General features: G+C 73.5%; 20 protein-coding genes. 16 read left to right on the top strand and 4 right to left on the bottom strand.

Translation table 11 applies throughout. The annotated features are described in order from the left end of the window. Window positions 1-96: 96 nt before the first annotated feature. Together Q7A36_RS00180 and Q7A36_RS00175 are read left to right on the top strand one after the other, a co-directional pair. On the top strand, window positions 97-825 hold the full coding sequence (locus Q7A36_RS00180; protein WP_305101611.1) for a maleate cis-trans isomerase family protein: 729 nt from the start codon (window positions 97-99) through the stop codon (window positions 823-825). Between the two features lie 59 nt (window positions 826-884). Beyond that, window positions 885-2,972 carry a TonB-dependent receptor gene (locus Q7A36_RS00175; protein WP_305101610.1) on the top strand — a complete coding sequence of 696 codons (2,088 nt, stop codon included), beginning with the start codon at window positions 885-887 and terminating at the stop codon, window positions 2,970-2,972. A gap of 47 nt (window positions 2,973-3,019) precedes the next feature. Here Q7A36_RS00175 and Q7A36_RS00170 read toward each other — a convergent pair whose 3' ends face one another. Further along, complete coding sequence (locus Q7A36_RS00170) at window positions 3,020-3,934, bottom strand: alpha/beta fold hydrolase (RefSeq protein ID WP_305101609.1); 915 nt, start codon at window positions 3,932-3,934, stop codon at window positions 3,020-3,022. A gap of 136 nt (window positions 3,935-4,070) precedes the next feature. Between Q7A36_RS00170 and Q7A36_RS00165 the strand changes: the two genes are divergently transcribed. Beyond that, window positions 4,071-4,967 carry a LysR family transcriptional regulator gene (locus tag Q7A36_RS00165; protein WP_305101608.1) on the top strand — a complete coding sequence of 299 codons (897 nt, stop codon included), beginning with the start codon at window positions 4,071-4,073 and terminating at the stop codon, window positions 4,965-4,967. Between the two features lie 182 nt (window positions 4,968-5,149). On the opposite strand, the gene Q7A36_RS00160 is transcribed toward Q7A36_RS00165, so the two are convergent. Beyond that, on the bottom strand, window positions 5,150-6,358 hold the full coding sequence (locus tag Q7A36_RS00160) for an MFS transporter (RefSeq protein ID WP_305101607.1): 1,209 nt from the start codon (window positions 6,356-6,358) through the stop codon (window positions 5,150-5,152). Window positions 6,359-6,489: 131 nt separating this feature from the next. Then, complete coding sequence (gene pncA, locus Q7A36_RS00155) at window positions 6,490-7,146, bottom strand: bifunctional nicotinamidase/pyrazinamidase (protein WP_305101606.1); 657 nt, start codon at window positions 7,144-7,146, stop codon at window positions 6,490-6,492. A 105-nt stretch (window positions 7,147-7,251) separates the two neighbouring features. Between pncA and ggt the strand changes: the two genes are divergently transcribed. The 4 genes from ggt (at window position 7,252) to Q7A36_RS00135 (ending at window position 11,338) form a co-directional block, all read left to right on the top strand. Continuing rightward, window positions 7,252-8,952: a gamma-glutamyltransferase gene (ggt, locus tag Q7A36_RS00150; protein ID WP_305101605.1), complete on the top strand. Its 1,701-nt coding sequence runs from the start codon at window positions 7,252-7,254 to the stop codon at window positions 8,950-8,952. Window positions 8,953-9,011: 59 nt separating this feature from the next. Then, window positions 9,012-9,413, top strand: a complete 402-nt coding sequence (locus Q7A36_RS00145) for a response regulator (RefSeq protein ID WP_305101604.1) — start codon at window positions 9,012-9,014, stop codon at window positions 9,411-9,413. Between the two features lie 53 nt (window positions 9,414-9,466). Then, a complete protein-coding gene (locus Q7A36_RS00140; protein ID WP_305101603.1) occupies window positions 9,467-9,946 on the top strand; it encodes a DUF29 domain-containing protein in 480 nt (159 codons plus the stop codon). 75 nt (window positions 9,947-10,021) lie between these two features. Then, window positions 10,022-11,338 (top strand): NtaA/DmoA family FMN-dependent monooxygenase, encoded by a 1,317-nt coding sequence (locus Q7A36_RS00135; protein WP_305101602.1) that lies wholly within the window; start codon window positions 10,022-10,024, stop codon window positions 11,336-11,338. Window positions 11,339-11,351: 13 nt separating this feature from the next. Here Q7A36_RS00135 and Q7A36_RS00130 read toward each other — a convergent pair whose 3' ends face one another. Further along, the gene (locus tag Q7A36_RS00130; RefSeq protein ID WP_305101601.1) at window positions 11,352-12,047 is read right to left on the bottom strand and encodes a substrate-binding domain-containing protein; all 696 of its coding nucleotides are present in this window, start codon (window positions 12,045-12,047) and stop codon (window positions 11,352-11,354) included. A 95-nt stretch (window positions 12,048-12,142) separates the two neighbouring features. Between Q7A36_RS00130 and Q7A36_RS00125 the strand changes: the two genes are divergently transcribed. The 9 genes from Q7A36_RS00125 (at window position 12,143) to Q7A36_RS00085 (ending at window position 24,342) form a co-directional block, all read left to right on the top strand. Next, window positions 12,143-13,114 (top strand): 2-hydroxyacid dehydrogenase, encoded by a 972-nt coding sequence (locus tag Q7A36_RS00125; RefSeq protein ID WP_305101600.1) that lies wholly within the window; start codon window positions 12,143-12,145, stop codon window positions 13,112-13,114. A gap of 171 nt (window positions 13,115-13,285) precedes the next feature. Further along, window positions 13,286-14,233 (top strand): aldolase/citrate lyase family protein, encoded by a 948-nt coding sequence (locus Q7A36_RS00120; RefSeq protein WP_305101599.1) that lies wholly within the window; start codon window positions 13,286-13,288, stop codon window positions 14,231-14,233. 174 nt (window positions 14,234-14,407) lie between these two features. Further along, window positions 14,408-16,690, top strand: a complete 2,283-nt coding sequence (locus Q7A36_RS00115) for a xanthine dehydrogenase family protein molybdopterin-binding subunit (RefSeq protein ID WP_305101598.1) — start codon at window positions 14,408-14,410, stop codon at window positions 16,688-16,690. 327 nt (window positions 16,691-17,017) lie between these two features. Continuing rightward, window positions 17,018-17,224, top strand: coding sequence for a cold-shock protein (locus Q7A36_RS00110; protein ID WP_305101597.1), 207 nt, complete (start codon window positions 17,018-17,020; stop codon window positions 17,222-17,224). 238 nt (window positions 17,225-17,462) lie between these two features. Beyond that, complete coding sequence (locus Q7A36_RS00105; protein ID WP_305101596.1) at window positions 17,463-17,606, top strand: hypothetical protein; 144 nt, start codon at window positions 17,463-17,465, stop codon at window positions 17,604-17,606. Between the two features lie 78 nt (window positions 17,607-17,684). Next, the gene (locus Q7A36_RS00100; protein WP_305101595.1) at window positions 17,685-17,915 is read left to right on the top strand and encodes a hypothetical protein; all 231 of its coding nucleotides are present in this window, start codon (window positions 17,685-17,687) and stop codon (window positions 17,913-17,915) included. Between the two features lie 465 nt (window positions 17,916-18,380). Then, window positions 18,381-19,037, top strand: coding sequence for a phosphoribosyltransferase (locus Q7A36_RS00095; RefSeq protein WP_305101594.1), 657 nt, complete (start codon window positions 18,381-18,383; stop codon window positions 19,035-19,037). 464 nt (window positions 19,038-19,501) lie between these two features. Then, window positions 19,502-21,355 carry an ABC transporter ATP-binding protein/permease gene (locus Q7A36_RS00090; RefSeq protein ID WP_305101593.1) on the top strand — a complete coding sequence of 618 codons (1,854 nt, stop codon included), beginning with the start codon at window positions 19,502-19,504 and terminating at the stop codon, window positions 21,353-21,355. Between the two features lie 179 nt (window positions 21,356-21,534). After that, entirely contained in the window at window positions 21,535-24,342 is a 2,808-nt protein-coding gene (locus tag Q7A36_RS00085; protein WP_305101592.1) for a PAS domain S-box protein, read from the top strand. Window positions 24,343-24,344 lie beyond the last annotated feature (2 nt).

Here is a 24,344-nt window from a genome sequence, read left to right as displayed (position 1 = left end):
AAGCGTATATCATGTACGAACCGAACCGCTTGCGGATGTGACGCGCCACACATCGCCCGGCATTGACCGCGGCATGGCCGCCGCCGAGAAGGCGGCATGACGCACGCGCTCCGCCTCGGCATGCTCACCCCTTCCTCCAACACCGTGCTGGAGCCGCTGACGGCGGCGATGCTGGCGGGGACGCCGGGCATGACAGCGCATTTCGCCCGCTTCCGGGTGGTGGCGATCGACCTCGGCGAGGGGTCCCGCGCGCAGTTCGACCTCTCCCCCGTCCTGGCGGCGGCGGAGCTGCTGGCGGATGCGAAGGTGCAGGCGATCTGCTGGAACGGCACCAGCGGCTCCTGGCTCGGCCTGCAACAGGACCGGGCGCTGTGCGGGGCGATCACCGCCCGCACCGGCATCCCGGCGACCACCGCGACCCTGGCGCTGATGCGCGCCTTCGCCGCCCTCGGCGCGCGGCGGATCGGCCTGGTCACGCCCTATCTGGCGGAGGTGCAGCAGGCAATCGCGGCGCGCTGGGCGGAGGAGGGCCTCGACTGCATCGCCGAGCGGCACCTCGAGGATCCCGGCAATTTCAGCTTCGCCGAGCATGCCGAAGCGACGGTGGCGCGGCTGGTGCGGGAGGTGGCGGCGGCGAGGCCGGAGGCGATCGCCATCCACTGCACGAACTTCCGCGGCGGCCGCATTGCCCCGGAGCTGGAGGCGGAACTCGGCATCCCGGTGCTCGACAGCGTCGCGGTCTCGCTCTGGGGCGCGATCGGCGCGGCCGGGGGCGATGCGGCGCCGCTGGCGCGGCAGGGCCGGGTCTTCGCGCTGCCCTGGTAGCCGCCGCCCGGGCCGAGGCGGGTTGCCTGGATGAGACGTTATATCATAACATTCCCCGCATGCCGCGCCGCCTCCTGCCCGCCCTCGCCGCCCTCCCCCTCGCGCTGCCCGCGGCCGCGCAGGCGCCGGTGGAGGCGGAACTGCCCGAAGTGGTGGTCGCGGCGCCGCGCGCCGCCGAGGCGCGGCAGGAGATCCCCACCAGCCTCGGCAGCCGCGAGACGCGGGTGGACCGCGCGACCATCGAGGCGCTGCCCGGCGGCGGCGCGCAGCCGCTGAACCAGGTGCTGCTGCAGACGCCGGGCGTGGTGCAGGACAGCTTCGGTGAGATCCATATCCGCGGCGAGCACCGCAACCTGCAATACCGCCTCAACGGCGTCGCGCTGCCCGAGGGGCTGTCAGGCTTCGGCCAGGTCTTCGATGCCCGGAGTCTCCGCAGCGTCTCGGTCCTGACCGGCGCCCTGCCGGCGCAGTACGGCTTCCGCACCAATGCGGTGATCGAGCTCGAGACGCGCAGCGGCACGCGTGACCCGGGCGGCGCCCTGGGCCTGCAGGGCGGCTCGCGCGGGACGGTCCAGCCCTATGCCAATTGGGCGGGGATCCTCGGCGGCTGGGATGTCTTCGCCAGCGGCACCTTCCTCCGCAGCGAGCAGGGGATCGAGAACCCGACCAGCTCCTGGCAGGCGATCAATGGCGGGACGCAGCAGCTCCGCGGCCTCGGCTATGCCGCGCGGCAGCTCGACGACACGACGCGCCTCTCGCTGATCGCCGGCACCTCGCTGAACCGCTTCAACATCCCGACCCAGCGTGGGCTGGAGCCGAAGTTCACCGCCTATGGCGTCTCGGACTTCGACAGCAGCGCGCTACGCGCCCGGCAATGGGAGCGCACCTGGTACGGCACGGCGGCGCTGCAGAAGAGTTTTGGGAGTGTCGACCTACAGGTCGCGCCCTTCATCCGCTCCTCTTCCATCCACTATGTCCCGAGCATCCCGGGCGAGATGGTTTTCAACGGCGTCGCCTCGGACGTCTATCGCGGCAGCCTCGGCGCCGGCCTGCAGACCGATGCGACCTGGCGCCTTGCCGAGGAGCACACGCTGAGGGCGGGGTTCCAGGTGACCGGGGAGCGCGCGCGCTTCCGCAGCGCCACCACCGTCCTGCCGCTCGGCGCCGATGGCCTCGCCTTCGACGATCCGCTGACGCTGACCGACCGCTTCGGCCGCACCGGCTGGCTCTATGGCAGTTATCTCCAGGACGAGTGGCGCCTCACCGACCGCCTGACGCTCAACCTCGGCCTGCGCTGGGACCAGATGGTGGAATACGTGACGGCGGGCCAGGTTTCCCCGCGCGCCAACCTGGTCTGGCGCGCGACGGAGAGCACGACGGTCCATGCCGGCTATGCCCGCACCTTCACGCCGCCGCAATTCGAGCTGGTGCCGAACGCGACGCTGGCGCGCTTCGAGGGCACGACCGGCGCGCCGGCCAATACGCTGAACGACCCGGTGCGGCCGGAGCGCGCGCACCGCTTCGACCTCGGCGTGTCGCAGAGGCTCGGGGAGAACCTGACCCTCGGCGCCGATGCCTATTACAAGGACGTCCACGACCTGCTCGACTTCGGGCAGTTCGGCAATGCGCTGATCTTCACGCCCTTCAACTACCGCCGCGGCCGGATCTACGGCGTGGAATTCAGCGGCAATTGGCGGAGCGAGCGCTGGCTGGTCTACGGCAACCTCGCCCTCAGCCGCTCCGCCGGCCGCGACATCCGCTCGGCGCAGTTCACCTTCGATCCGGAGGAACTCGCCTATATCAGCGGCAAGTATGTGCGGACGGACCACGACCAGCTCGTCACCGGCTCGGCCGGCGCGGTGTGGAAGGGCTGGGAGGGCGGCCGGCTCTCGGCCTCCATGCTCTACGGCAACGGGCTGCGGCGCGGCTTCGCCAATTCGGAGAAGCTGGCATCCTACGCGACCTTCAACGTCGGCGTGGCGCAGGATTTCACCGGGCCGGACAAGGGGACCTGGACGGTGCGGCTGGACCTGCTGAATGCCTTCGACACGATCTACCAGTTGCGCGATGGCACCGGGATCGGCGTCGGGGCGCCGCAATTCGGGCTGCGGCGGACCGTGCTGGCGGGACTGAGCCGGGCCTTCTGAGGGCACGGCGGCCCGGCGCAGGTCCCCGCTCCGCCCCGGCCGGGACATCAGGGCGATGCCGGGAGGAACGCGCGGATGGCCGCGATCGTCGCCACCGGCTGCTCTTCCATGAGCCAATGGCCGGCATCCGGGATGACCACCTGCGTCACCTCGGCCGCGGCGTTCCGCATGACAACGGCCTCCGTCGCACCGAATGATCTTGCCCCGCCGATGGCCAGGACCGGGATGGCGAGCTTCTCGGCGATCACGCCCGCATTCCGCTCGGCATCCTGCCGAAATGCCAGGAACTGCGCGAAGGCGGCGTGCATGGCGCCGGGCCGGGCGTAGAGCGCCGCGTAGTGCTGCCGGGACCCCTCGTCGAAGCGGGCGGGATCCGCCGCGAATTCGTTCCAGAAGCGGTCGAGGTAGATCCGCTCGCGCCCGGCGACGAGCCGCTCCATGTCCGGCCCGCCGAAGTCGAAATGCCAGAGTCGCGGGTCCCGCACGATGTCGTTCCAGGGCGGGATGCCCGGGACCGGCGCGTCCATGACGACGAGCCGCTCGGTATCGGCGCGGTAGCGTGCCGCATAGGCGAAGGCCACCATGGTGCCGATGTCGTGGCCGATGACGGTCGCCCGCCCGATGCCGAGATGCTGCAGCACTGCGCGGATGTCGCCGGCCTGGGTCCATTTGTCGTAGCCGCCGGCCGGGCGCGACGAGAGCCCCATGCCGCGCAGGTCGGGGATCACGACCCGGTGGTCCCGCGCCAGGTCGGCCGCGAGCGGCGCCCACATGTCGCCCGTGTCGCCGAAGCCGTGCAGCAGGACGACCGCCGGCCCCGTGCCGCCGACGCGCAGATGCAGCGTCGCGCCCTCGGCCGGCACCTCCTCCGTGCGGAAGTCGGGCGGGAAGGGCCGCGGCTGCGCCGCCGCCGGCCCGGCCATGGCCAGGGCGGCGAGAAGTCCGAATGCCAGGCTGCGCATACTGCCGATCTCCTGCCGCGACGCGGGCCGCCCGCGTCCGAGGGCGACGGCGTCGGTCGAGGACAGATCTGGAGTCCGGCCGTCGTTCCGAATAGCCTTTCATTCGCAGAACAGGCTTCCGGGAATTCCGAACGTGATGCGCCTGGAAGGTATCTCCGCCTTCGTCGCGATTGCCGAAGCCGGTTCCATCAGCGAGGCCGCGCGGCGCCTGCGGCTGTCGAAATCGGTGGTCAGCGAGCGGCTGGCCGAACTCGAGCGGAGCCTCGGCGCGCCCCTCCTCCACCGCAGCACCCGGAAGCTGTCGCTGACGGAGGATGGCGCCACCTTCCTCGACCAGGCATCGCGCATCCTGCACGACGTCGAGGAGGCGGCGGCGACCATCGCCGAGCGGCGCAGCCGATTGCAGGGCCCCCTGCGGATCGCGGCGCCCGTGACCTTCGGCCGCCTGCATCTCGGCCCGGCGCTGTATCCCTTCCTCGGCCGCCACCCCGCCCTGGAACTGACGCTCGATCTCGACGACCGCCGCGTCGATGCTGCGGCCGACGGCTATGATGCCGTGGTGCGGCACGGGCCGATCGACGACACCCGCCTGACGGTCTGGAGGCTCGCGCAGAGTCGCCGCGTCCTCGTCGCCTCGCCCGCCTACCTCGAACGCGAGGGCGCCCCGCCCTCCATCGAGGCGCTGGAGGGGCACAGGGGCATCTTCTACACCAACCGCAGCCATGCGGACTGGCGCTTCGTCGGGCCGGGCGGGACGAGGATCGTGCGCAGCAGGCCGGCCTTGTGCGTCAACAACGGCGACATGATGCGGGATGCCGCGGTCGCCGGGCTCGGCATCGCGCTGCTCCCGACCTTCATCGCCGGCGCCGCGCTGAAGGCGGGCGCGCTCCGGGTCATCGAACTCGGCGCCATGGCGGAGGCCGAATTCATCTATGTTGCCCATCCGGAGGGGCGCCGCGCCTCGGCGAAGCTGCGCGCGCTCGTCGCGGACCTGCGGGCCGCCTTCGGCGATCCTCCCTATTGGGATCGGTAGGCGGCCATGGCCACGCCGGGCCGATGCCAAGGTTGAAACGCCGGCCCGGATGCGGCCACCCGGCCACCGCCGCCCGGCCCCAAGCAGGCTTTCGCGGATCGGGCCACCCGTCGTGCGGCCCAGACCCCTGGGATGGAACCCCGCTCAGGGCCTTGTTGCGGCGCGAACCCCGAAGCCTCCGCTCAGGCCGGCTCGAGCCGCTTCTCCCGCAGCCGCGGCAGCGGCGGGAAGGCGAGCGCGATCGCCACCGCCCCGAACCCGACCGCGAGCGAGCTCAGGTGCATCCCGGCGTAGCTGCCGAAACGATCGAAGATCCAGCCGCCCACCGCCGGTCCGGCCGCCATGCCGAGGCAGGAGACCATGGTCGCCGCGCCGAAGACCGTCCCCATGATGCGCGGCCCGAAATAGTCGCGCGCCAGCACGGCGTAGAGCGGCATGACGCCGCCATAGGCCAGGCCGAAGACCGCGGCGACGGCATAGAACTCGCCGAGGCTGCGCGCCGGCAGGAAGGCGCCGATCGCCAGCGCCTGCAGCAGCAGCCCAGCCGTAAGCACCGGCTTGGCGCCGTGCCGGTCGGCCAGCACGCCGAGCAGCAGGCGCCCGCCGAGCCCCGCCAGCCCCTGCAGGCTGTAGACGCTGACGGCGGCCAGCGCCGAGAGGCCGCAGACCATGCCGTAGCTCACGACATGGAAGATCGGCCCGGCATGGGCGAGGCAGCAGGCGAAGAAGGTCGCGGCCAGCACCACGAATTGCCGGCTGCCCAGCGCCTCCCGCGCGGTGAAGCCGTGGGCCGCCGGCGCGCCCGCCCCGGCGGGGGCCGCGGCCATCACCGGCGGGCGACGCAGCAGCAGCGCCGCCGGCAGCAGGATGGCCCAGGCGAGCAGCCCGATGACGAGCTGCGCGGTGCGCCAGTCATGGCCGGAGAGCAGCCATTGCGCGAAGGGCGCGACGACGACCGGCGCCATGCCGAGCCCGGCGGAGACGAGCGAGACGGCGAGCGCGCGGTGGCGGTCGAACCAGGCGCTGGCGGCCGCCATCATGGGCGCGAAGAAGGCGCCGACCGCGGCGCCGAGGAAGAGGCCATAGGCAAGCTGGAAGGCCAGCAGGCTCTGCGCCCGGCTGGCCAGCACCAGCCCGGTGCCGAGCAGCAGCCCGCCGGCGAGGCCGACGATGCGCGGGCCGTGCCGGTCGCTGACCCAGCCCCAGGCGAAGGCGCCGAGCCCCATGGCGAGGAAGGCGACCGTCATGGAGGCCGAGATCCCGGCGCGCGACCAGCCCGTATCCGTGGCGATGGGGTCGAGGAAGACGGCGAGGGAGAACATCGACCCCATGCCGATGCAGCCCATCAGCGCCCCGATGGCGACGATGACCCAGCCATAGTGGCGTTCCATGCGCGTTGTCCTCCCGCGGGCTCCGGTCCGGGCCCGGCTTGCGGCCCATCGTCCCAGATCGCGGCCGCGGCGCAACCGCCGTATCGCAGGCGGGCTGCCCGCGGGGCCGCCGCCCCGGGGCGGCGCGGCGGTCAGGCGAAGTCGCCGCTCGCGACGATGCGCACGCCCAAGGCAGCCAGCCGCCGCGTCGCGGCGTCGATGGTCGTGCCGCCCTCCGGCGCCGGCAACCCGATGCCGCGGCAGGCATCCTCGATGACGAAGACCTGGTAGCCGAGCCGCGCCGCATCCTCGGCCGACCAGGCCACGCAGTAGTCGGTGGCGAGGCCGGAGAGGAAGAGCCGCCGGATGCCCCGCGCCTGCAGCCAGCCATGCAGGCCGGTGGCGGTGCGCCGGTCGTTCTCGAAGAAGGCGGAGTAGCTGTCGAGCGCCGGCCGGAAGCCCTTGCGCAGCACCAGCTCGATCCGCGCCTGGTCGAGCCCCGGGTGCAGCGCGGCATTGGCGCTGCCCTGCAGGCCGTGGTCGGGCCAGAGCACCTGCGGGCCATAGGGCATCTCCACCACCGCGAAGGGCTCCTGCCCGGGATGGGCGGAGGCGAAGGAGGAATGCCCGGCGGGGTGCCAGTCCTGCGTGGCGAAGGCATGCGCGAAGGGCCCGGCGAGCAGCCGGTTGATCACCGGCACCACCGCCTCGCCCTCCGCCACCGGCAACTCCCCGCCCGGCATGAAGGTGGGCTGCACGTCGATGATGCCGAGGATGTCGGTCGCGGGATCGAGGGCGATGGCGGGCATGGGCGGGGCTCCGGCGCGGTCGCCGGAGCCTACCGCATCCGCCCTGGCCTTGCGCGCCCCCGCCCGCGGCGCGAGGCTCGCGGCGCCGCAAGGGGGAATGGCCGCATGACCGCAGGGGATTGGCGCAGCCGCGCCGGGACCGTCTTCGCGCCGGAGAAGCGCCCGGCCACGGGCTCGCGCGGCATGGTCGTCACCAACCATCCCCTCGCTTCCGCCGCCGGCGCGGAGATGCTGGCCGAGGGCGGCAATGCGGTGGATGCCGGCGTCGCCGCGCTCTTCGCGCTGACGGTGGTCGAGCCGATGATGGTCGGGCTGCTCGGCGGCGGCATGGCGCATCTGCGGCTGCCCGACGGGACGCACAGGGTGCTCGACGGGCTCTCGACCGTGCCCGCCGCGGGGCGGCCCGACATGTACAGGCCCGTCAGCCAGGACTGGCCGGCGGCGCTCGAGACGGTCGGGCGGGAGAACGCGGTCGGCGCGCGCGCCGTCGCGGTGCCGGGCAACCTGCTGGCCTGGTGCGAGGCGCTGCGGGCGCATGGGACGCTGCCCCTCGCCGATGTCATGGCGCCCGCCATCCGCCTCGCCGCGCGCGGCTTCCGCGTCACGCCCTATCTCGCGGAATGCGTCGCCGAGGCCGCGCCGGACCTGGCGCGCGACCCGGCGATCGCCGCCGTGCTGCTGCCGGGCGGCGCGCCGATCGCCGCCGGCGAGCGGCTGCTGATCCCCGGCCAGGCGGAGACGCTCGCCACCATCGCGCGGGAGGGCCCGGGCGCGCTGCATGGCGGCGCGGTGGGCGCCGCGGTCGCGGCCGACATCGCCCGCCGCGGCGGGCTGCTGGGCGAGGCCGACCTGCGCGACGCGCGCCTCGTCGCGCGCGCGCCGGTGCGCGGGACCTATCGCGGCGTGGAAGTGGTGGGGCCGCCACCGCCCGCCTCGGGCGGCGTGCATGTCATCCAGATGCTGAACATCCTGGAGGGCTTCGACCTCCGCGCCCTCGGCTACGGCACGCCGGAGACCTGCCACCTGATCGCGGAGGCGCTGAAGATCGCCTTCGCCGACCGCGCCGCGGCGACCGCCGACCCGGATTTCGTGTCGGTCCCCGTGGATCGCCTGTTGTCCAAGGCCTATGCGGCGGAGCGGCGCGCGCTGATCGACCGCGGCCGCGCCCGGGCCTGGAGCGCCGGCGTGCCGGCGGCGGGCGAGAGCCCCAATACCACGCACCTGACCGTCGCCGATGCGGCGGGCGGCATCCTCTGCGCGACGCATACCATCAACAGCCTCTTCGGTGCGCGCTTCCTGGTGCCGGAGGTCGGGCTGATCCCGAACAACTACATGGCGCTCTTCGACCCGCGGCCGGGCCATGCGCTCTCCATCGCGCCGGGCAAGCGCATCACCACCAGCCAGGCGCCGCTGATCGCGCTGCGGGACGGCAGGCCCATCGTCGCGCTCGGCCTGCCCGGGGGCTTGCGCATCTTCGGCTCGGCCATGCAGGCGCTGATCGCGCTCCTCGACCATGGGATGCGCCTGCAGGAGGCGGTGGAGGCGCCGCGGATCTGGACGCAGGGGCAGGCCCTGGAGGTGGAGGCGGGCCTCTCGCCGGATACGCGGACGGCGCTGCAGGCCATGGGGCACGAGGTGGTGGCGCTGCCGCATGTCGCGGGCGGGATGTGTGCCGTCGGCTTCGGCGCCGACGGGTTGCTGGAGGGCACGGCCTGCTGGCGGGCGGACGGCACCGCCATCGGCCTCGGCGGTGGGCTGGCGCGCGGCGGCGTGCGCTTCTGGCCGGACGCGGCGCGGCGGGGCTGACGCCGCCGCGCCGCCCGGATAGGGTCGCGGCGGCGCGGGCGGGGACAGGCCGGGGGGCGATGACGATCGGGGAGAAGACGGCCGCGCGGCCGCTGCGGCTGCTGGTGGTGGACGATGTCCGCCCCAACCGCCTGCTGATCCGCGCCCTGCTGGTGCCGGAGGGGCATGTGGTGGAGGAGGCGGCGGATGGGCCCGCCGCGCTGGCCGCCCTCGCCGCCGGGCCGCCGCCGGATGCGGTGCTGCTGGATGTGCACATGCCGGGCATGGACGGGCATGAGGTGGCCGCGGCGATCCGCGCCCTGCCCGGGCCGGCGGGCCGGGTGCCGATCATCGCGCTGACCGGCGATATCCGGGCCGAGGACATCGCCGCCGCCCGCGCCGCCGGCATGGACGACCACCTGGCCAAGCCGGTGGACCGGGCGCGGCTGCTGGCGGTGCTGGCGCGGGTGATGCCGGGCTGAGGCTGGCGACCCGCCGCGCGGGTGCCCTGTGCTGGCCGCAGGAGGATGGGCGCATGGACCTTCCCGCCGGGACCAGGGCGCCGGCGCGGACCGGCAACCGGCAGGACCTGCATGCCTGGGCGCGCGAGCAGGCGGCGCTGCTGCGGGCCGGGCGGCTCCCGGAGGTGGATGCGGCGAACATCGCCGAGGCGCTGGATGACGTTGCGGAGTCCCAATACGACAGGCTGGAGGGCACGCTGCGGGTGCTCATGGCCCACATGCTCCAATGGGACCACCAGCCGGAGCGCCGCGGGCGGCGCTGGGCCAACACCATCGCCACCCAGCGCAGGCACGTGCAGACGGTGCTGCGGAAGAACCCGAGCCTGAAGGCCAGCCTGGCCGAGGCGATCGCCGAGGGCTGGGACGACGCGCGGCGCGACGCCTCGGGCGAGACGGACCGCCCGCTCGCCAGCTTCCCCGAGGCCAACCCCTATGACTGGGCCGCGCTCACCGAGCGGCCCTTCGCGTTCGACCCGCCGCCGCAGCGCGGCTGATCCCGCGCGCCATGAACGCGTGCCGCTGGCACGCGCCGTGCTAGCCTCCGCGCATTCCTATCGCGGAGCGGATGCATGCCCAGGCCCTTCCATCTCGGCTGGTTCCTGCAGGGATCCTCGGTGCAGGCCTGGGCGGAGCCCTGGACGGGCGCCATCGGCCGCGACTGGATGGTCCCGGACCTCTTCTGCGACATGGCCCGCGCGCTGGAGCGCGCCTGCTTCGACTACATCCTGATCGAGGACAGCTCCTATGTCGGGGAGAGCTATGGCGGCTCGACCGAGCTCTACCTGAAGCACGGGCTGGCGGTGCCGCGGCAGGACCCGGCGATCACCGCGACGCTGATGGCGGCGGCAACCAAGCGCATCGGCATCGTGCCGACCTTCGCCACCTTCACCCACCCGCCCTATCTGCTGGCGCGGATGATCGCCTCGCTGGACCAGGTCAGTTCGGGGCGCATCGGCTGGAACATGGTCACCGGCAGCAGCGACGTCGCGGCGCGCAACTACGGCCTCGACCGCCTGCCGGAGCACGACCTGCGCTACGACATGGCCGACGAATACATGCAGGTGGTCAACGGCCTCTGGGACTCCTGGGAGCCGGGCGCGATCACCGCCGACGAGGCGAGCGGCGTGCTGGTGGACCACACCAAGGTGCGCGCGGTGGATTTCGAGGGACGCTGGTTCCGCACCCATGGGCCGCTCAATTCCGGCCCCTGCCCGCAGGGGCGACCGGTGATCGCCCAGGCCGGCGGCAGCCCGCGCGGCAGGCAATTCGCCGCCACCTATGCCGATACCATCGTCGCCAGCATGAAGGGCACCGGCGCGATGAAGGCCTATCGCGAGGATGTCCGCGCCCGCGCCGCGGCGGCCGGGCGCAACCCGGACCATGTGAAGCTGCTCTACCTCGTGAACCCCTGCCTGGGCGAGACCGAGGACGAGGCGCGCGCTCGCCTCGCCGCCCGCAAGGCGCGGGCGGAGCAGCAGGTGCCGCAGCTCCTCGCCTTCTTCGGCAAGATCACCAATATCGACTTCACGAAGTACGACCTCGACGCGCCGGTGGATACGCTGGACCTGCGCACCAACGGCCACCAGCAGTCCCTGGACGACTTCAAGCGGGTCGCGGGCAAGCGGCCGCTGCGGGAGGCGCTGCTGGCCTATCGCGGCAGCAGTGGCTCGGTCGAGCTGGTTGGCACGCCGGATGCGGTGGCGGCGCAGATGGCCGAGACGATGGAGGAGGTCGGCGGCGACGGCTTCCTGATCTCCATGTCCGATGTCAGCCGGCGCACCATCGCCGAGGTCGCGGACGGGCTGGTGCCGGCGCTGCAGCGCCGGGGCCTCGCGCGCCGCGCCTATGGCCATGCGATGTTCCGCGACAACCTGCTGGAGTTCTGAGGACCAGCCGAGCTCAGAAGACCGGCTCGAGCCCGCCCTCCGCGAAGACCGCGCGGTGGGCGGGCCGGGTCAGGAAGGCGAGCAGCGCTCGGGCCTGCTCCGCGCGCGCCGTCGCGGCGAAGATGGCGCCGGAGAAGGTGGTGATGCCGGCGATCTCCCCGGGCAGCCGGCCGAGGATGTCGATCCCCGGCACCGCCATCAGCTCGCTCACCTGCTGGATCGCGATCTCCGCCTCGCCGCGCGCGGCGAGCGCCCCCGTCAGCCCCTCCGGGATGATGGTGGCCTTGGCGTTCACCTCGGCCTCGATGCCGAGCCGCTTGATGAGCCCGGCGAAGAAGATGCCGCTGGCCCCGGCGCGGGAATAGGCGATGGACTTCGCCGCAAGCAGCGTGCGCACGAAGGCCTCGGCCGAGGCAATGTCCGGCCGCGGCGCGCCCGCCCGCACCGCGACGCCGACGAAGGAGCGCGCGAGGTCGGTCCGGCTGCCCGGCCGCAAGGTGCCGCTTGCCATGAGGTCGTCCACCGCGTCGGCGGTGAGGAAGGCGAGGTCCGCCGCCTCCCCCGCCGCGATGCGGCCGAGCAGGCTCTTCGTCGGCGCGTAGTCGGCCGCGAGCCGCAGGCCCGCCTCGGCCTCGAAGCCCGGGCCGAGCGCGCGCATCGCCTCCATGACGCCGAGGGTGGAGAGGATCGTGAGCGTGTCGCCTTCCATCCGCCGATCCTGCCCCGGCCGGCGCCGGGGCGGAAGGGCTTGCCGGCCCCGCCCGGCCCGTCCATGACGGTGGCCAGGCACAGGAGGAAACGACCATGGCCCCGCGCATCCTGATGATGGACAACCCGCTCTCCGCCATGGAGATCGCGCGGGAGCTGGCGCCCGCCGGCATGGAGCTGGTGGTCGCCGCCCTCGGCAGCCCGGAATTCGAGGCCGCCCTGCCCGGCGCCGACTTCCTCGTCGGCTTCGGCAACCGCAGCATCGACTCTGGCTTCTTCCGCCGCGCGCCGAAGCTGAAGCTCTACCAGCTCCTCTCGGCCGGCTACGACACGGTGGATATCGAGGCGGCGCGGGGCGCCGGCATCCCGGTCTGCAACAATGGCGGCGCCAACAGCACGGCGGTGTCGGAGCATGCGATCCTGCTGATGATGGCGGTCGCCCGCCGCCTGGTCTGGCAGCATGAGAGCGTGGCGTCCGGCCGCTGGCGCGGCAACGACCTCGCCGGCACGAAGCTCTATGAGCTGCGCGACAAGACGCTCGGCATCGTCGGGCTGGGCGCCATCGGCAAGAAGGTGGCGCGGCTGGCCAATGCCTTCGGCATGCGGGTGCACTACTACGACATCCGCCGGGTCTCGGAGGCGGAGGAGGATGCGCTCTCCGTCCGCTTTAAGCTGCTCGGGGAGATCCTGCGCACTTCCGATATCGTCTCGCTGCACGTGCCGCTGACCCCGGCCTCGAAGCACATGATCGGCGCGGCGGAGCTCGCGCAGATGAAGTCTTCCGCCTACCTCATCAACACCTGCCGCGGCCCGGTCGTGGACGAGCCGGCGCTGATCGCCGCGCTGCAGGAAGGGCGGATCGCCGGCGCCGGCCTCGACGTCTTCGACCAGGAGCCGCCGCCGGCCGACAACCCGCTCTTCGCGCTGAAGAACGTGGCGCTGACGCCGCATTTCGCCGGCCCCACCTGGGACAACCAGCAGGCCCGCTTCCGCAACGCCTTCGACAATTGCCAGCGGGTGGCGCGGGGCGAGAAGCCGCTCTGGGTGATCCCCGAACTCGCGGAGTAGCCGGCGCCTCCTGCGCGCCGCCCAGGCAAACCCCTCGGGGTTTGCGCCGCGAAAGGATCCTGAGCAGGCTTTCATCTCAGGGACCTGGGCCGCACGAAGTGTGGCCCAGGCCGCGAAAGCCTGCTTAGGCTCGCGGGGTGCCCGGCCGTGCCGGGCGGCGGGAGGGATGCCATGAATGGCCGGATCAACCGGGCGATCGCGCTGCTGCAGCAGGACCAGGCGATCTACTACACGGGCCACCATACCGGCCATGTGCTGACCGAGGCAGCGGGGCGCGAGGACGCCGCGACCTGGGCCGACTACATCAATATCGGCATGGAGCACGGCGCCTTCGACGTCGCCGGCCTCGCCGCCTACATGCAGGGGCTGGTGGCGGGCGGCCCGACGCGCACCGGCCATCGCACGCCGGCCGTCATCGTCGAGGCGCCGGTGAACGGCACCGACGAGGCGAATGTCCGGCACAATGCCTGGCAGTTCCGCCAGATCCTCGGTCGCGGCGTGCATGGCGTGCTGCTCTGTCAAGCGGAGTCGGGCGATGCCGTGCGCGCCTTCGTCGAATCCTGCCGCTACCCGCACCAGGCGGCGGGGGTGGATCCCGGCCTCCCCTCCCCGCTCGATCGCATGGGCGGCGCGGCGCCGACGCGGCCGGGGCCGGGGCGGCTCGGCACCGGCACCCGCGGCCGCGGCTCGGAAGCGACGGCGGCGCCCATCTGGAGCGTGGAGGAGCAGGAGTATTTCCGCCTCTGCGACCCCTGGCCGCTGAACCCGGAGGGCGCGCTGCTGCTCGGCGTGAAGATCGAGAGCCCGGAGGGCGTTGCGCGCTGCGAGGAGATCCTCTCGGTCCCCGGCATCGGCTTCGCCGAGATGGGGCCGGGCGATCTCGGCCTCTCGCTGTTGGGACGCACCAGGCTGCAGCTCTCGCCCTATCCGCCGGAGATGCAGGCGGCGCGCGACCGGGTCTTTGCCGCCTGCCGGGCGCGGGGGATCGCCTTCCTCGAGCACTGCACGCCGGAGACCATCGCGGCGCGCCTCGATGAGGGCGTGCGCGTCATCTCCGGCGGGCGGGAGGATACGGCGCGGGTTGGCCGGGCGCATCAGCGGCGGGCGATGCCGGTGTGAGAAGGTCGGGGAGGAGGTATCCTCCCCGAGCCTCTCCTCTATTTCTGTGAGTCGGCACCCGACGCGCGGCGGCGACCGACTCAGAATGGGCAAAGGTGGGGTTGGACGCCCTTGCTGGAACGCCCGATCATCGCGCCAAGAACCCGGGGGATTGCCAGGATGCACCGATCCGTCATGGGCGATTCGCCCAGGCGCCGCGAGGACCAGCGCTTCGTCACCGGCCAGGGCCGCTACCTCGACGATCTGCCGGCGGAGGGCGTGGCGCAGGCGGTCTTCCTCCGCTCGCCGCATGCCCATGCGCGGATCCTGCGCATAGACACGGCCGCGGCGCGCGCCGCGCCCGGCGTGCTGGCGGTGCTGACGGCGGCCGATGTCCGCGCCGACGGGCTGCAGCCGCTCCGCCCGACCGTCGAGGCGAATGCCCAGACCGGCGAGCCCTTCGCCTTCGCGCCGCAGCCGCTGCTGGCCGAGGATCGCGTCCGCCATGTCGGCGAGGCGGTGGCGCTGGTGGTCGCCGGAACCCGCGCGCAGGCCGAGGACGCGGCCGACCTCATCGAGGTGGACTACGAAACGCTCCCCGCCGTCACCACCGCCGAGGCCGCCCGCGCGCCCGGCGCGCCGCTGCTGGACCCTGCGGTGCCGGGCAATCTCTGCCATGACTGGTGCTGGGGCGACCATGCGGCTGTCGAGGCCGCCTTCGCCCGCGCCGCGCATCGCGTGGCGATCCGCCTGCACAACCACCGCATCGTCACCAGCCCGATGGAGCCGCGCGGCCTGGTCGGCGAGTGGGACGCGGCGGCGCAGCGCTACACCGTGCACATCTCCAGCCAGAGCCTGCACGGCAACCGCGACGCGACCGCCCGCGCCCTCGGCGTGCCGCCCGCCGCCCTCCGCTTTCTCGCCCCCGATGTTGGCGGCGGCTTCGGCGCCAAGAACTTCGCCTATCCGGAATATGCGCTGGTGCTCTGGGCGGCGCGGCGGGTCGGCCAGCCGGTGAAATGGATCGCCACGCGCAGCGAGGTCTTCCTCGCCGACCACCAGGCGCGCGACCATGTGGCGGAGGCCGAACTCGCCCTCGATGCCGAGGGCCGCTTCCTCGCGCTGCGCGTTGCCAGCGACGCGAACATGGGCGCGTATCTCATCGGCGGCATGGGCGGCGTGCACAGCAGCCAGTACGTCATGCTGCAGGGCACGGTCTATGCCATCCCCGCCGTCGCGCTGCAGGTGCGGATGGTGCTGAGCAACACCACGCCGGTCGGCGTCACCCGCTCCCCGGGCTTCGCCGAGGCGATCAACCTGATGGAGCGGCTGGTCGACCTCGCCGCGCGGCAATGCGGCTTCGACCGGGCGACGCTGCGGCGCCGGAACTTCGTGCCGGCCGCGGCCATGCCGATGACCAATGCCCTCGGCTTCTCCGTCGACAGCGGCGATTTCCGCGGCTGCTTCGACCGCGCGCTCACCCTCGCCGACCTGCCGGGCTTCGCGGCCCGGCGGGCGGAGAGCGCGGCGCGCGGCCGGCTGCGCGGCCTCGGCATCGCCTGCCACCTCAAGGGCACTGCCGGCAACCCGCAGGAGAATGTCGAGATCCGCTTCAAGGCCGACGGCAGCGTCTCGCTCCTGACCGGCACCCAGACCATTGGCCAGGGGCACGAGACGACCTTCCCGCAGATCCTCGCCGGGCGCCTCGGCATCCCCGACGCCGCGATCCACCTGCGCCAGGGCGATACGGACCTGCTGCCCATGGGCGGCGGCCATGGCAGTTCCCGCGCCACCTTCATGGGGGGCACGGCGATCTGGCACGCGGCGGAGGGAGTGCTGGCCAAGGCCCGGCCCCTCGCCGCCGCGGCGCTCGGCGCGGCGGCGGACGAGCTCCGCTTCGAGGACGGGATCTTCGCCCTGCCCGGCAGCAACCGCAGCATCGGCCTGCTGGAAGTCGCGGCGCTGGCGCGGGAGCAGGGAAAGCCGCTCGACACCTACCACCATTGGACGCGCCAGCACCTCACCTATCCCAACGGCACGCATGTCGCGGAGGTGGAGATCGACCGCGAGACCGGCGAGGTCGCGCTGGTCCGGCACCTCGCGGTGGACGATTGCGGCGTGCTGGTGAACCCGATGGTCGCCGCCGGCCAGGCGCATGGCGCGATCGCCCAGGGGGCGGGGCAGGCGCTGCTGGAGCAGGCGGTCTTCGATGCGGCCGGGCAGCCGCTGACGGGCTCCTTCCAGGACTACCCGCTGCCGCGCGCCGCCGACCTGCCGGGCTTCGCCCTGGAGTTCAACCCGACGCGCTGCACGACGAACCCGCTCGGCGTGAAGGGCGTGGGCGAGGCGGCGGTGGGCGGCGTCTTCCCGGCGATCGGCAATGCCATCCTGGACGCCCTTGCGCCGCTCGGTATCATGCAGTGGGACGGGCCGGCGACGCCGCAGCGGGTCTGGGAGGCGATGCGGGCGGCCGGCTGACCGGCGAGGCGCCGCCCTGCTCACAGAGGGTTGCGGATGCCCCGCTTCCCCCCGGCCGCCAAGGCAACGGGCTGCCATCCCGCTGAGGGAGGCGGCATATCCGGCTCCGGGGCAGCGGCGCGTGCCGGCACCCGGGGGGCCTCGATTCGGCGGTATAGGGTTGCAGCCGGGCCGCCGATACCCCATCTTCGCCTCGTCAGCCTCGTTCGGTTCGGCCTGCTCTCCCTGCTCGTGATCGAGCGCCGAGCCCGGTGTCCGTCTCGCCTCGAAGTTCGATACGCCGGGCGGTAGCGCCGGGCGGTACCACATCTGTTACGGAACATCGCTATGGCTATCGGCACTGTCAAATGGTTCAACGCCACCAAGGGCTACGGCTTCATCCAGCCGGATGACGGCTCCAAGGACGTCTTCCTGCACATCTCCGACGTCCAGCGCTCCGGCATCCAGGAGCCGCGTGAGGGCGACAAGCTCGAATACGAGCTGCAGCGCGGCCAGCAGGGCAAGACCTCGGCCTGCAACCTGAAGCAGGCCTGAGGCCGCTTCCCGCGGCGGCTCCGGCCGCCTGGGGCGGATCGCCGTGGGGAGGCTCCTCCCCTCGGCGCACCCCCGCCCCGAGAACGAAGGCCCGGCCCATGCCACGCCCCAGGCGCGGCGTGACGGCCCCGGGCCCGCCCTGTGCGGCCGACGAGGACCGCGCGGGCATGCCGGGCGTTCTCCCACGTGGAGCGCCCATCCGCTGCGGCGCATGCCGCGGCCACGAAAGGATAAAAAAGTGAACGATACGGAACGGCGAGCCGCGACCAGGCTCGACCCGACGGCCGGACCGAATTCCGCCGTCAAGACACCCCGCCAGCCCCAGCCTTCGGGCCTGACGCAGGATGAGATCCGCCAGATCGTCCTCGACCTGCTCGGCTGACGGCGGGCGGCAGGGCGCGCGGGCCGCCCGGCCGCCTGGTCCCCGCAGGGGACAGGACCTGTCCCGCGAGGACCCAGCATGCAACCTCCCCACGGCTTCTCGGTCGGCCAGAGCGTCGAACTCAGCACCGGCCGCTACGACGGCAATGTCCCGCGCGGCGCCTATACCGTCCTGCGCCAGTTGCCGAACGACGGCGCGGACCGCGAATATCGCGTGCGCAATCAGCAGGACGGCCATGAGCGCGTGGTCCGTGAGAGCCAGCTTCGCGCCGATCCGCTGCCGAGCTTCGGCCGCCCCACCGGGGGCTGAGCGCGTCCGGGGCGGCCCGGCGCGGTCAGCCACGCGGCCCTGCCCTCACCCCGGTGCCACGGCGGGCGGATCGCCGCCTGCCGCGGGCGCGGCTCCCTCCAACATCCCGCCTCTCGATGGGCAGGACGCCCCCCGGCCCCGGCGCCTTGCCCGTCGGGCGGGCCGCTCCGACCCTCCGCTCCATTCGTCGGTCCCGGCACGTCGCGCGGCTCGGTTCAACCCTCCGCGCCATTCGACATCCCGGCCATCGGGTCGTTCGGCTTGCCGCGCGGACCGATCCAGCCCTCCGCGCCATCCGGCGCTCCGGCCATCAGGCCGCCTGGTTTGCCGCGCGGGCCGATTCAGCCCTTCGTGCCATGCGGCGCTCCGGCCATCGGACCGCCTGGTCTGCCGCGCGGGCCGATCCAGCCCTACGCCCCATCCGACGCTCCGGCCATCCGACCGCCGAGGCCGGTGGAGGCTGCCATGACCTTCCGCGACCGGGAGGAGGCCGGGCGGCGCCTGGCGCAGCGCCTGCTGCACCTCCGCGACGCGGCGCCGCTGGTGCTGGCCCTGCCGCGCGGCGGCGTGCCGGTCGCCGTCCCGATCGCCGAGGCGCTGGGCGCGCCGCTCGACCTGCTGCTGGTGCGCAAGATCGGCGCGCCTTTGCAGCCCGAACTCGCCCTCGGCGCGGTGGTGGAGGGCGATCCGCCCCGGACCGTGGTGAACGAGGACCTGGTCGCGACGCTCGGGGTGCCCGCCGACTACGTCACCGAACAGGCCGCCGAGGAAGTGGCCGAGATCGCGCGCCGCCGGCGGCTCTGGCTGCAGGGCCGGCCCGCGGTGGCGCCCCGGGGGCGCAGCGTGATCGTGGTCGATGACGGCGTCGCCACCGGCGCGACGGTCCGCGCCGCCCTGCTGGCGCTGCAGCAGGCGGGCGCGGCACGCCGGGTTCTCGCCGTGCCGGTCGCGCCGCGCGTCGTCGCGGAGGCGCTGCGGCAGGCCTGCGAGGAGGTCGTGACCCTGGCCGAGCCGGCGAGGTTCGGTTCGGTCGGCGCCTTCTACGCGGATTTCCACCAGCTTGGGGATGCCGAGGTCGCGGCGCTGCTCGCCGCGGCGGCGCGCGACCGGCCGAGCACCTGAGGCGTGCCGATGATCGAAGGGCCGGATGGCCCGGAGGTCTGAATCGGCTCGCCCAACATGCAAGGCGTGCCGATGACCGCAGGGCCGAAGGGGTCCCCACGAAGCGGCGCTTCGTGGGGTGCCCCGGATGGCCCGGAGGTCTGAATCGGCTCGCCCAACATACAAGGCGTGCCGATGATCGAAGGGCCGAAGGGGTCCCCACAAAGCGGCGCTTCGTGGGGTGCCCCGGATGGCCCGGAGGTCTGAATCGGCTCGCCCAACATACAAGGCCCTCCCGACACCGCGCCAGCCCGTCCAGGGCATGCCCTGGCGCACCGCCGACTTGCCTCGATTCCGCCATGAATGGAGCATGTTCGCCACATTTGCCCCCATCTTGCCCCAATCTGGCCTTATTTCCTTGGGCGCCTCACGATTCTGTGTATACTGCCTCCCATTCCAGGGCAACCGTTAGGGGAGTGCGTGAATTGGCCAGCGACCACCCGGACCGGCCTCGCCAGAGCGCGCTCCGCCGCACCCTCCGCTTCGCCCGCGGCTGGTACGGCTCCGGGGAGAAGCGCACCGCCTGGGGGCTGACCGCCCTGGTCCTGCTCATGACCCTCGCCCAGATCGGCATCGCGCTGCGGGTCAATCTCTGGAACGGCGACCTCTTCTCGGCGCTCGAGCGGCGCGACCAGGGGGCGATGCTGCTGCAGGCCTGGATCTTCCCCATCCTCGCCCTGCTCACCATGGCGCTCGCCGTCGCCCAGCTCTGGGCGCGGCAGATGCTGGCGCTGTCCTGGCGGCGCTGGCTGGTGCGGGACCTGCAGGGGCGCTGGGCGCGCCAGGGCCGCAACTACCACATGGGCCTGCTGCCGGACGCGGCCGACAACCCGGACCAGCGCATCAGCGAGAACACCCGCTGGGCCACCGCCGTCGCGGTCGATCTCGGCGCCAGTCTGCTCTACGCCGTCATCAACCTCATCTCCTTCGTCGGCCTGCTCTGGACCCTCTCGGCCGCGGTGCCGGTCGCCGGCCTCGCGCTGCCCGGCGGCATGCTCGGCATCGCCGTGCTCTATGCCGCCGGCGGCACGCTCTTCACCTGGTGGCTGGGCCGGCCGCTGATCGGCATCCATATCGACCGCCAGCGGGCGGAATCCGACCACCGCTTCGCCCTGATCCGCCTGCGGGAGAATGCCGAGGCCGTGGCGATGATCGAGGGCGGCGCCGACGAGGCGCGGGTGCTCGACGGCGCCTTCGGCCAGGTGGTCGGCGCCATGCACCGCATGCTGCGGCAGGAGCGGCACCTGATGTGGCTCGGCTCCGGCTACGGCATGGTCGCCGCCGCCCTGCCGCTGCTGCTGGCGGGCCCGGCCTTCTTCGCCGGCGCCCTCGGCCTCGGCACGCTGGTCCAGCTCGGCCAGGCCTTCGCCGAGGTGGTGCGCGCCCTCTCCTGGCTGCAGGAGCACTGGCCGCAGCTCGCGGACTGGCGCAGCCATGTCGAGCGCATCGCCGCGCTCGAGGACAGCCTCGCGGCGGCCGAGGCGCTGGGCCGCGAGGGCGGCATCGCGGTCGAGGCGGGCGCGCCGGCCCTGGTGCTGGACCGCGTCACGCTGCGCAATCCCGCCGGCCGCGTGCTGCTCGACGGCGCGAGCGCGGTGATCCGCGCCGGCGAGCGCGTGCTGATCCAGGGCGGCAGCGGCTGCGGCAAGAGCACGCTCTTCCGCGCCGCCGCCGGCCTCTGGCCATGGGGCGAGGGCCGCATCCGCATGCCGGCGCGGGAGGACACGATGCTGCTGCCGCAGCGGCCCTACCTGCCGCTCGGCACGCTGCGCGACGCCGTCTGCTACCCCGCCGCGCCGGGCCGCTTCGGCGATGCGGCGATCGCCGCCGCGCTCGCCCGCTGCGGCCTGCCGGCGCTGGCGGCGCGGCTGGACGAGGCGGCGCGCTGGGACCGCATGCTCTCGCTCGGAGAGCAGCAGCGGCTCGGCTTCGCGCGGCTGCTGCTGCACAGCCCGCGCTGGGTGCTGCTGGATGAATCCACCTCGGCGCTGGACGATGCGGCGGAGGCGAGCGTCATGCGGCTCTTCGAGCAGGAACTCGCCGGTGCGGCGCTGGTCTCGATCGGCCATCGGCCGGGGCTCGCGCGCTTCCACGACCGGGTGCTGCGGCTGGAGGGCGGGCGGCTGGTGGCGACGGCTCAGGGGGTGCTACAGGGCACCGCGATGCCGCCCCTGCCCGCCCCCGGCCGGGTGCGCGTCGCGCACGCGCATGCGGTGCCGGAGCAGCGCCTGGTGGCACGGGCGGAACGGGCGCGGAGCCTCGGCCAGCCCGCGCGCTGACGCCGGCTCCCCCGGACACCCGGGCGAAGATGAAATCCTGCCAAGTTGCAGGGATCTTCGACCAGGGCGCGAGGCCGTCCAATGTTTTCCCTGGCATGATCCTTGCGCTCTCCCGCATCATGTCGCGATTTCCGGAGCCGGCCGCGCCTTCCGCCGGCTCTGCCCCTGGAGTGGTGTGATTGACCCTTGTCCCCAAGGCCGCGGCGCGCCTGAGCGTCTCGGGCGTGTTGTCGCTGCTGCTCTTCGCCCTACTCGCCGCCGCTGTCTCCCTCTGGCTGCTGACCGGCCCCGATGCGCGGCGGGACCGGCTGCGGGATGCGGCGGAGCAGGCGGTCCGGCTGGTCTCGCTGGTGCGCGATGCGGAGACCAGCCAGCGCGGCTACCTGCTGACCGGCAACCCCGCGCATCTCGAGCCCTATCGCGCGGCCACGGCTGAGGTCGACACGGAATTGCGGGGGCTGGCGGAGCGCACCGGCGGGGAGGCGGAGCTCGCCGCGCCGCTGGCCGCGCTGCGGCGCGCCGTGCCGGAGAGGATGGCGGAGCTGGCGCCGCCCATCGCCCTGCGGCGGGAGGCCGGGCCGGGCCCGGCGATCGCGGCCCTCGAGACCGATCGCGGCCACATGCTCATGCAGTCGATCCGCGCCGAGGCGATGGTGCTGCGGAGCGCGGCCGAGGCCCTGGCGCGGGCGGCCGAGGCGGGGCGGCGCCGGCAGGGGATCCTGGCCGCCCTTGCGGCCGGCCTCGCCCTCTGCCTCACCCTGGCGCAGCTCGGCGCCGCCCTGCTCTGGGGCCTCCGGGCCGAGGCGCGGCTTGCCGCCACCGAGGCGCGCTACCGCGCCGCCTTCGAGCAGGCCGCGGTCGGCCTCGCCCATGTCGGGCTCGACGGCCGCTGGCTGCTGGTGAACGACCGGCTTTGCGCCATCACCGGCTATGACCGTCCGACGCTGCTCGCGCAGCGGATCCAGGACCTCACGCTGACCGAGGGGACCGGCGAGCCCTTCGCCCGGATGCGGGCGCTGCTGGCCGGCGAGATCGAGACCTATGCCCGGGAGAAATGCTACCGCCACCGGGACGGCCATGCGGTCTGGGTGAACGTCACCGTCTCCCTCGTCCGCGATGCCGAAGGGCGGCCGGAGCACCTGCTGACGGTGGTCGAGGACATCTCGCGCCACAAGGCGGCCGAGGCGGCGCTCGCGGCCGGCGAGGCGAGGCTGCGCGACCTCCTGGCGACGCTCGATCTCGGCGCCTTCATGGCGCGCGGCATGGACGGCACCATCCGCCACTGGTCGGGCGGCTGCGAGCGGCTCTATGGCTGGACCGCGGCGGAGGCGGTCGGACGCAACGTGCACGACCTGCTGCGCACCGTCTTCCCCCTGCCGCTCGCGGAGATCGAGGCGACCCTGCTGCGCGCGGGCGAATGGATGGGCGACCTGCGCCACCGCGCGCGGGACGGGCGGGAGGTCGTCGTCACCGCCCGCAAGTCGCTCCGCCGCGACGCCGGGGGCCGGCCGGCCGAGGTGCTGGAAGTGCTCGCGGACGTCACCGCGCAGCGCCGCGCCGAGGCGGCGCTGGCCGCAAGCGAGGCGCGGCTGCGCCTGGCGACGGAGGCCAATGGCATCGGCACCTGGGAAATGCAGGTCGGGCCGGAGGGGCCCCTGGCCCTGGTCTCCTCGCCGCGGCACAACGCCATCTTCGGCTATGCCGGGCCGCCGCCGGACTGGACCCTCGACACCTTCCTCGGGCATGTCCTGCCCGATGACCGGGAGCGCGTCGCCGGCACCATCCAGGCGGCGCTCGCGCGGGACGACGCCTGGCAGTTCGAGGCGCGCATCCGCCTCCGCGGCGAGGCAGGGCAGCGCTGGATCGAGGCGCATGGCGCGCCGGTGGAGCGCGGCGCCGATGGCCGCGTCTCCCGCGTCGCCGGGATCATCGCCGACGTGACCGAGCGTAAGGCGGCCGAGGAGCGGCAGGCGCTGCTGATGCGCGAGGTGGACCACCGCGCCAAGAATGCGCTGGCGGTCGCGCTGTCGCTGGTCCGCCTCTCGCCGCGCGATGACGCGGAGCGCTTCGCCGCCGCGGTCGAGGGGCGGATCGCCGCCATGGCCCGGGCGCATGCGCTGCTGGCCAAGGCGAAATGGGACGGCGCCGAGCTGCGCGCGCTGGCGGAGGGCGAGCTCGCCGCCCATGCCGCGCAGGTGCGGCTGTCGGGCCTGCCGGTGCGGCTCGCGGCCGAGGCGGTGCAGCCGACCGCGATGCTGCTGCACGAGCTCGGGACCAATGCGGTGAAGTACGGCGCGCTCGGCGCGCCGGGGGGCCGCCTCGACCTCGACTGGTCGCTGGATGCGGCGGGGCTGACGCTGTGCTGGCGGGAATCGGGCGGCCCGCCGGTCGCCGGCCTGCCGCAGCGGAGCGGCTTCGGCTCGCGGCTGCTGGTCCAGCTTGCCGAGCGACAGCTCGGCGGCCGGCTGGAGCTGGACTGGGAGCCGACCGGCCTGCGGGCGAGGCTGGTGCTGCCGGCCCGGCATGTCCTCGCCGCCTCCGACCAGGCGGAGGAGGCATCGGCGATCCGGCCGCCGCTCCTGGGCGGGCTGCCGCGGGTGACCGGGCGGGTCCCGCGGGTGCTGGTGGTGGAGGACGAGGCGCTGCTCGCCATGGAGCTGGACGGGCTGCTCCGTGCCCTCGGCTGCGAGGTGGTGGGGCCGGCGCGCAGCCTGGAGGAGGCGCTCGGCCTCGCGGTCGGGACGGAGGTGCTCGACGCGGCGGTGCTCGACGTCAATCTCGGCCGCGGGGAGCGGTCCTTCCCCGTCGTGGACGTGCTTACCACCCGCGGCATCCCCTATCTCTTCGCGACAGGCTATGCCAGCGCCGGGTCGCTGGAAGGGCGCGACAGCGCGGCCGTCGCCGTGCTGCGCAAGCCCTATGCGCGGGAGACGCTGGCCCAGGCCGTGGAGGCGGCGCTGCAGCAGGCGCCGCACCCGCCGGCCTGAGC

The organism is Paracraurococcus lichenis, from assembly GCF_030657435.1.
Lineage (GTDB): Bacteria > Pseudomonadota > Alphaproteobacteria > Acetobacterales > Acetobacteraceae > Paracraurococcus > Paracraurococcus lichenis.
This window is presented reverse-complemented; position numbering and strand designations above follow the sequence as displayed.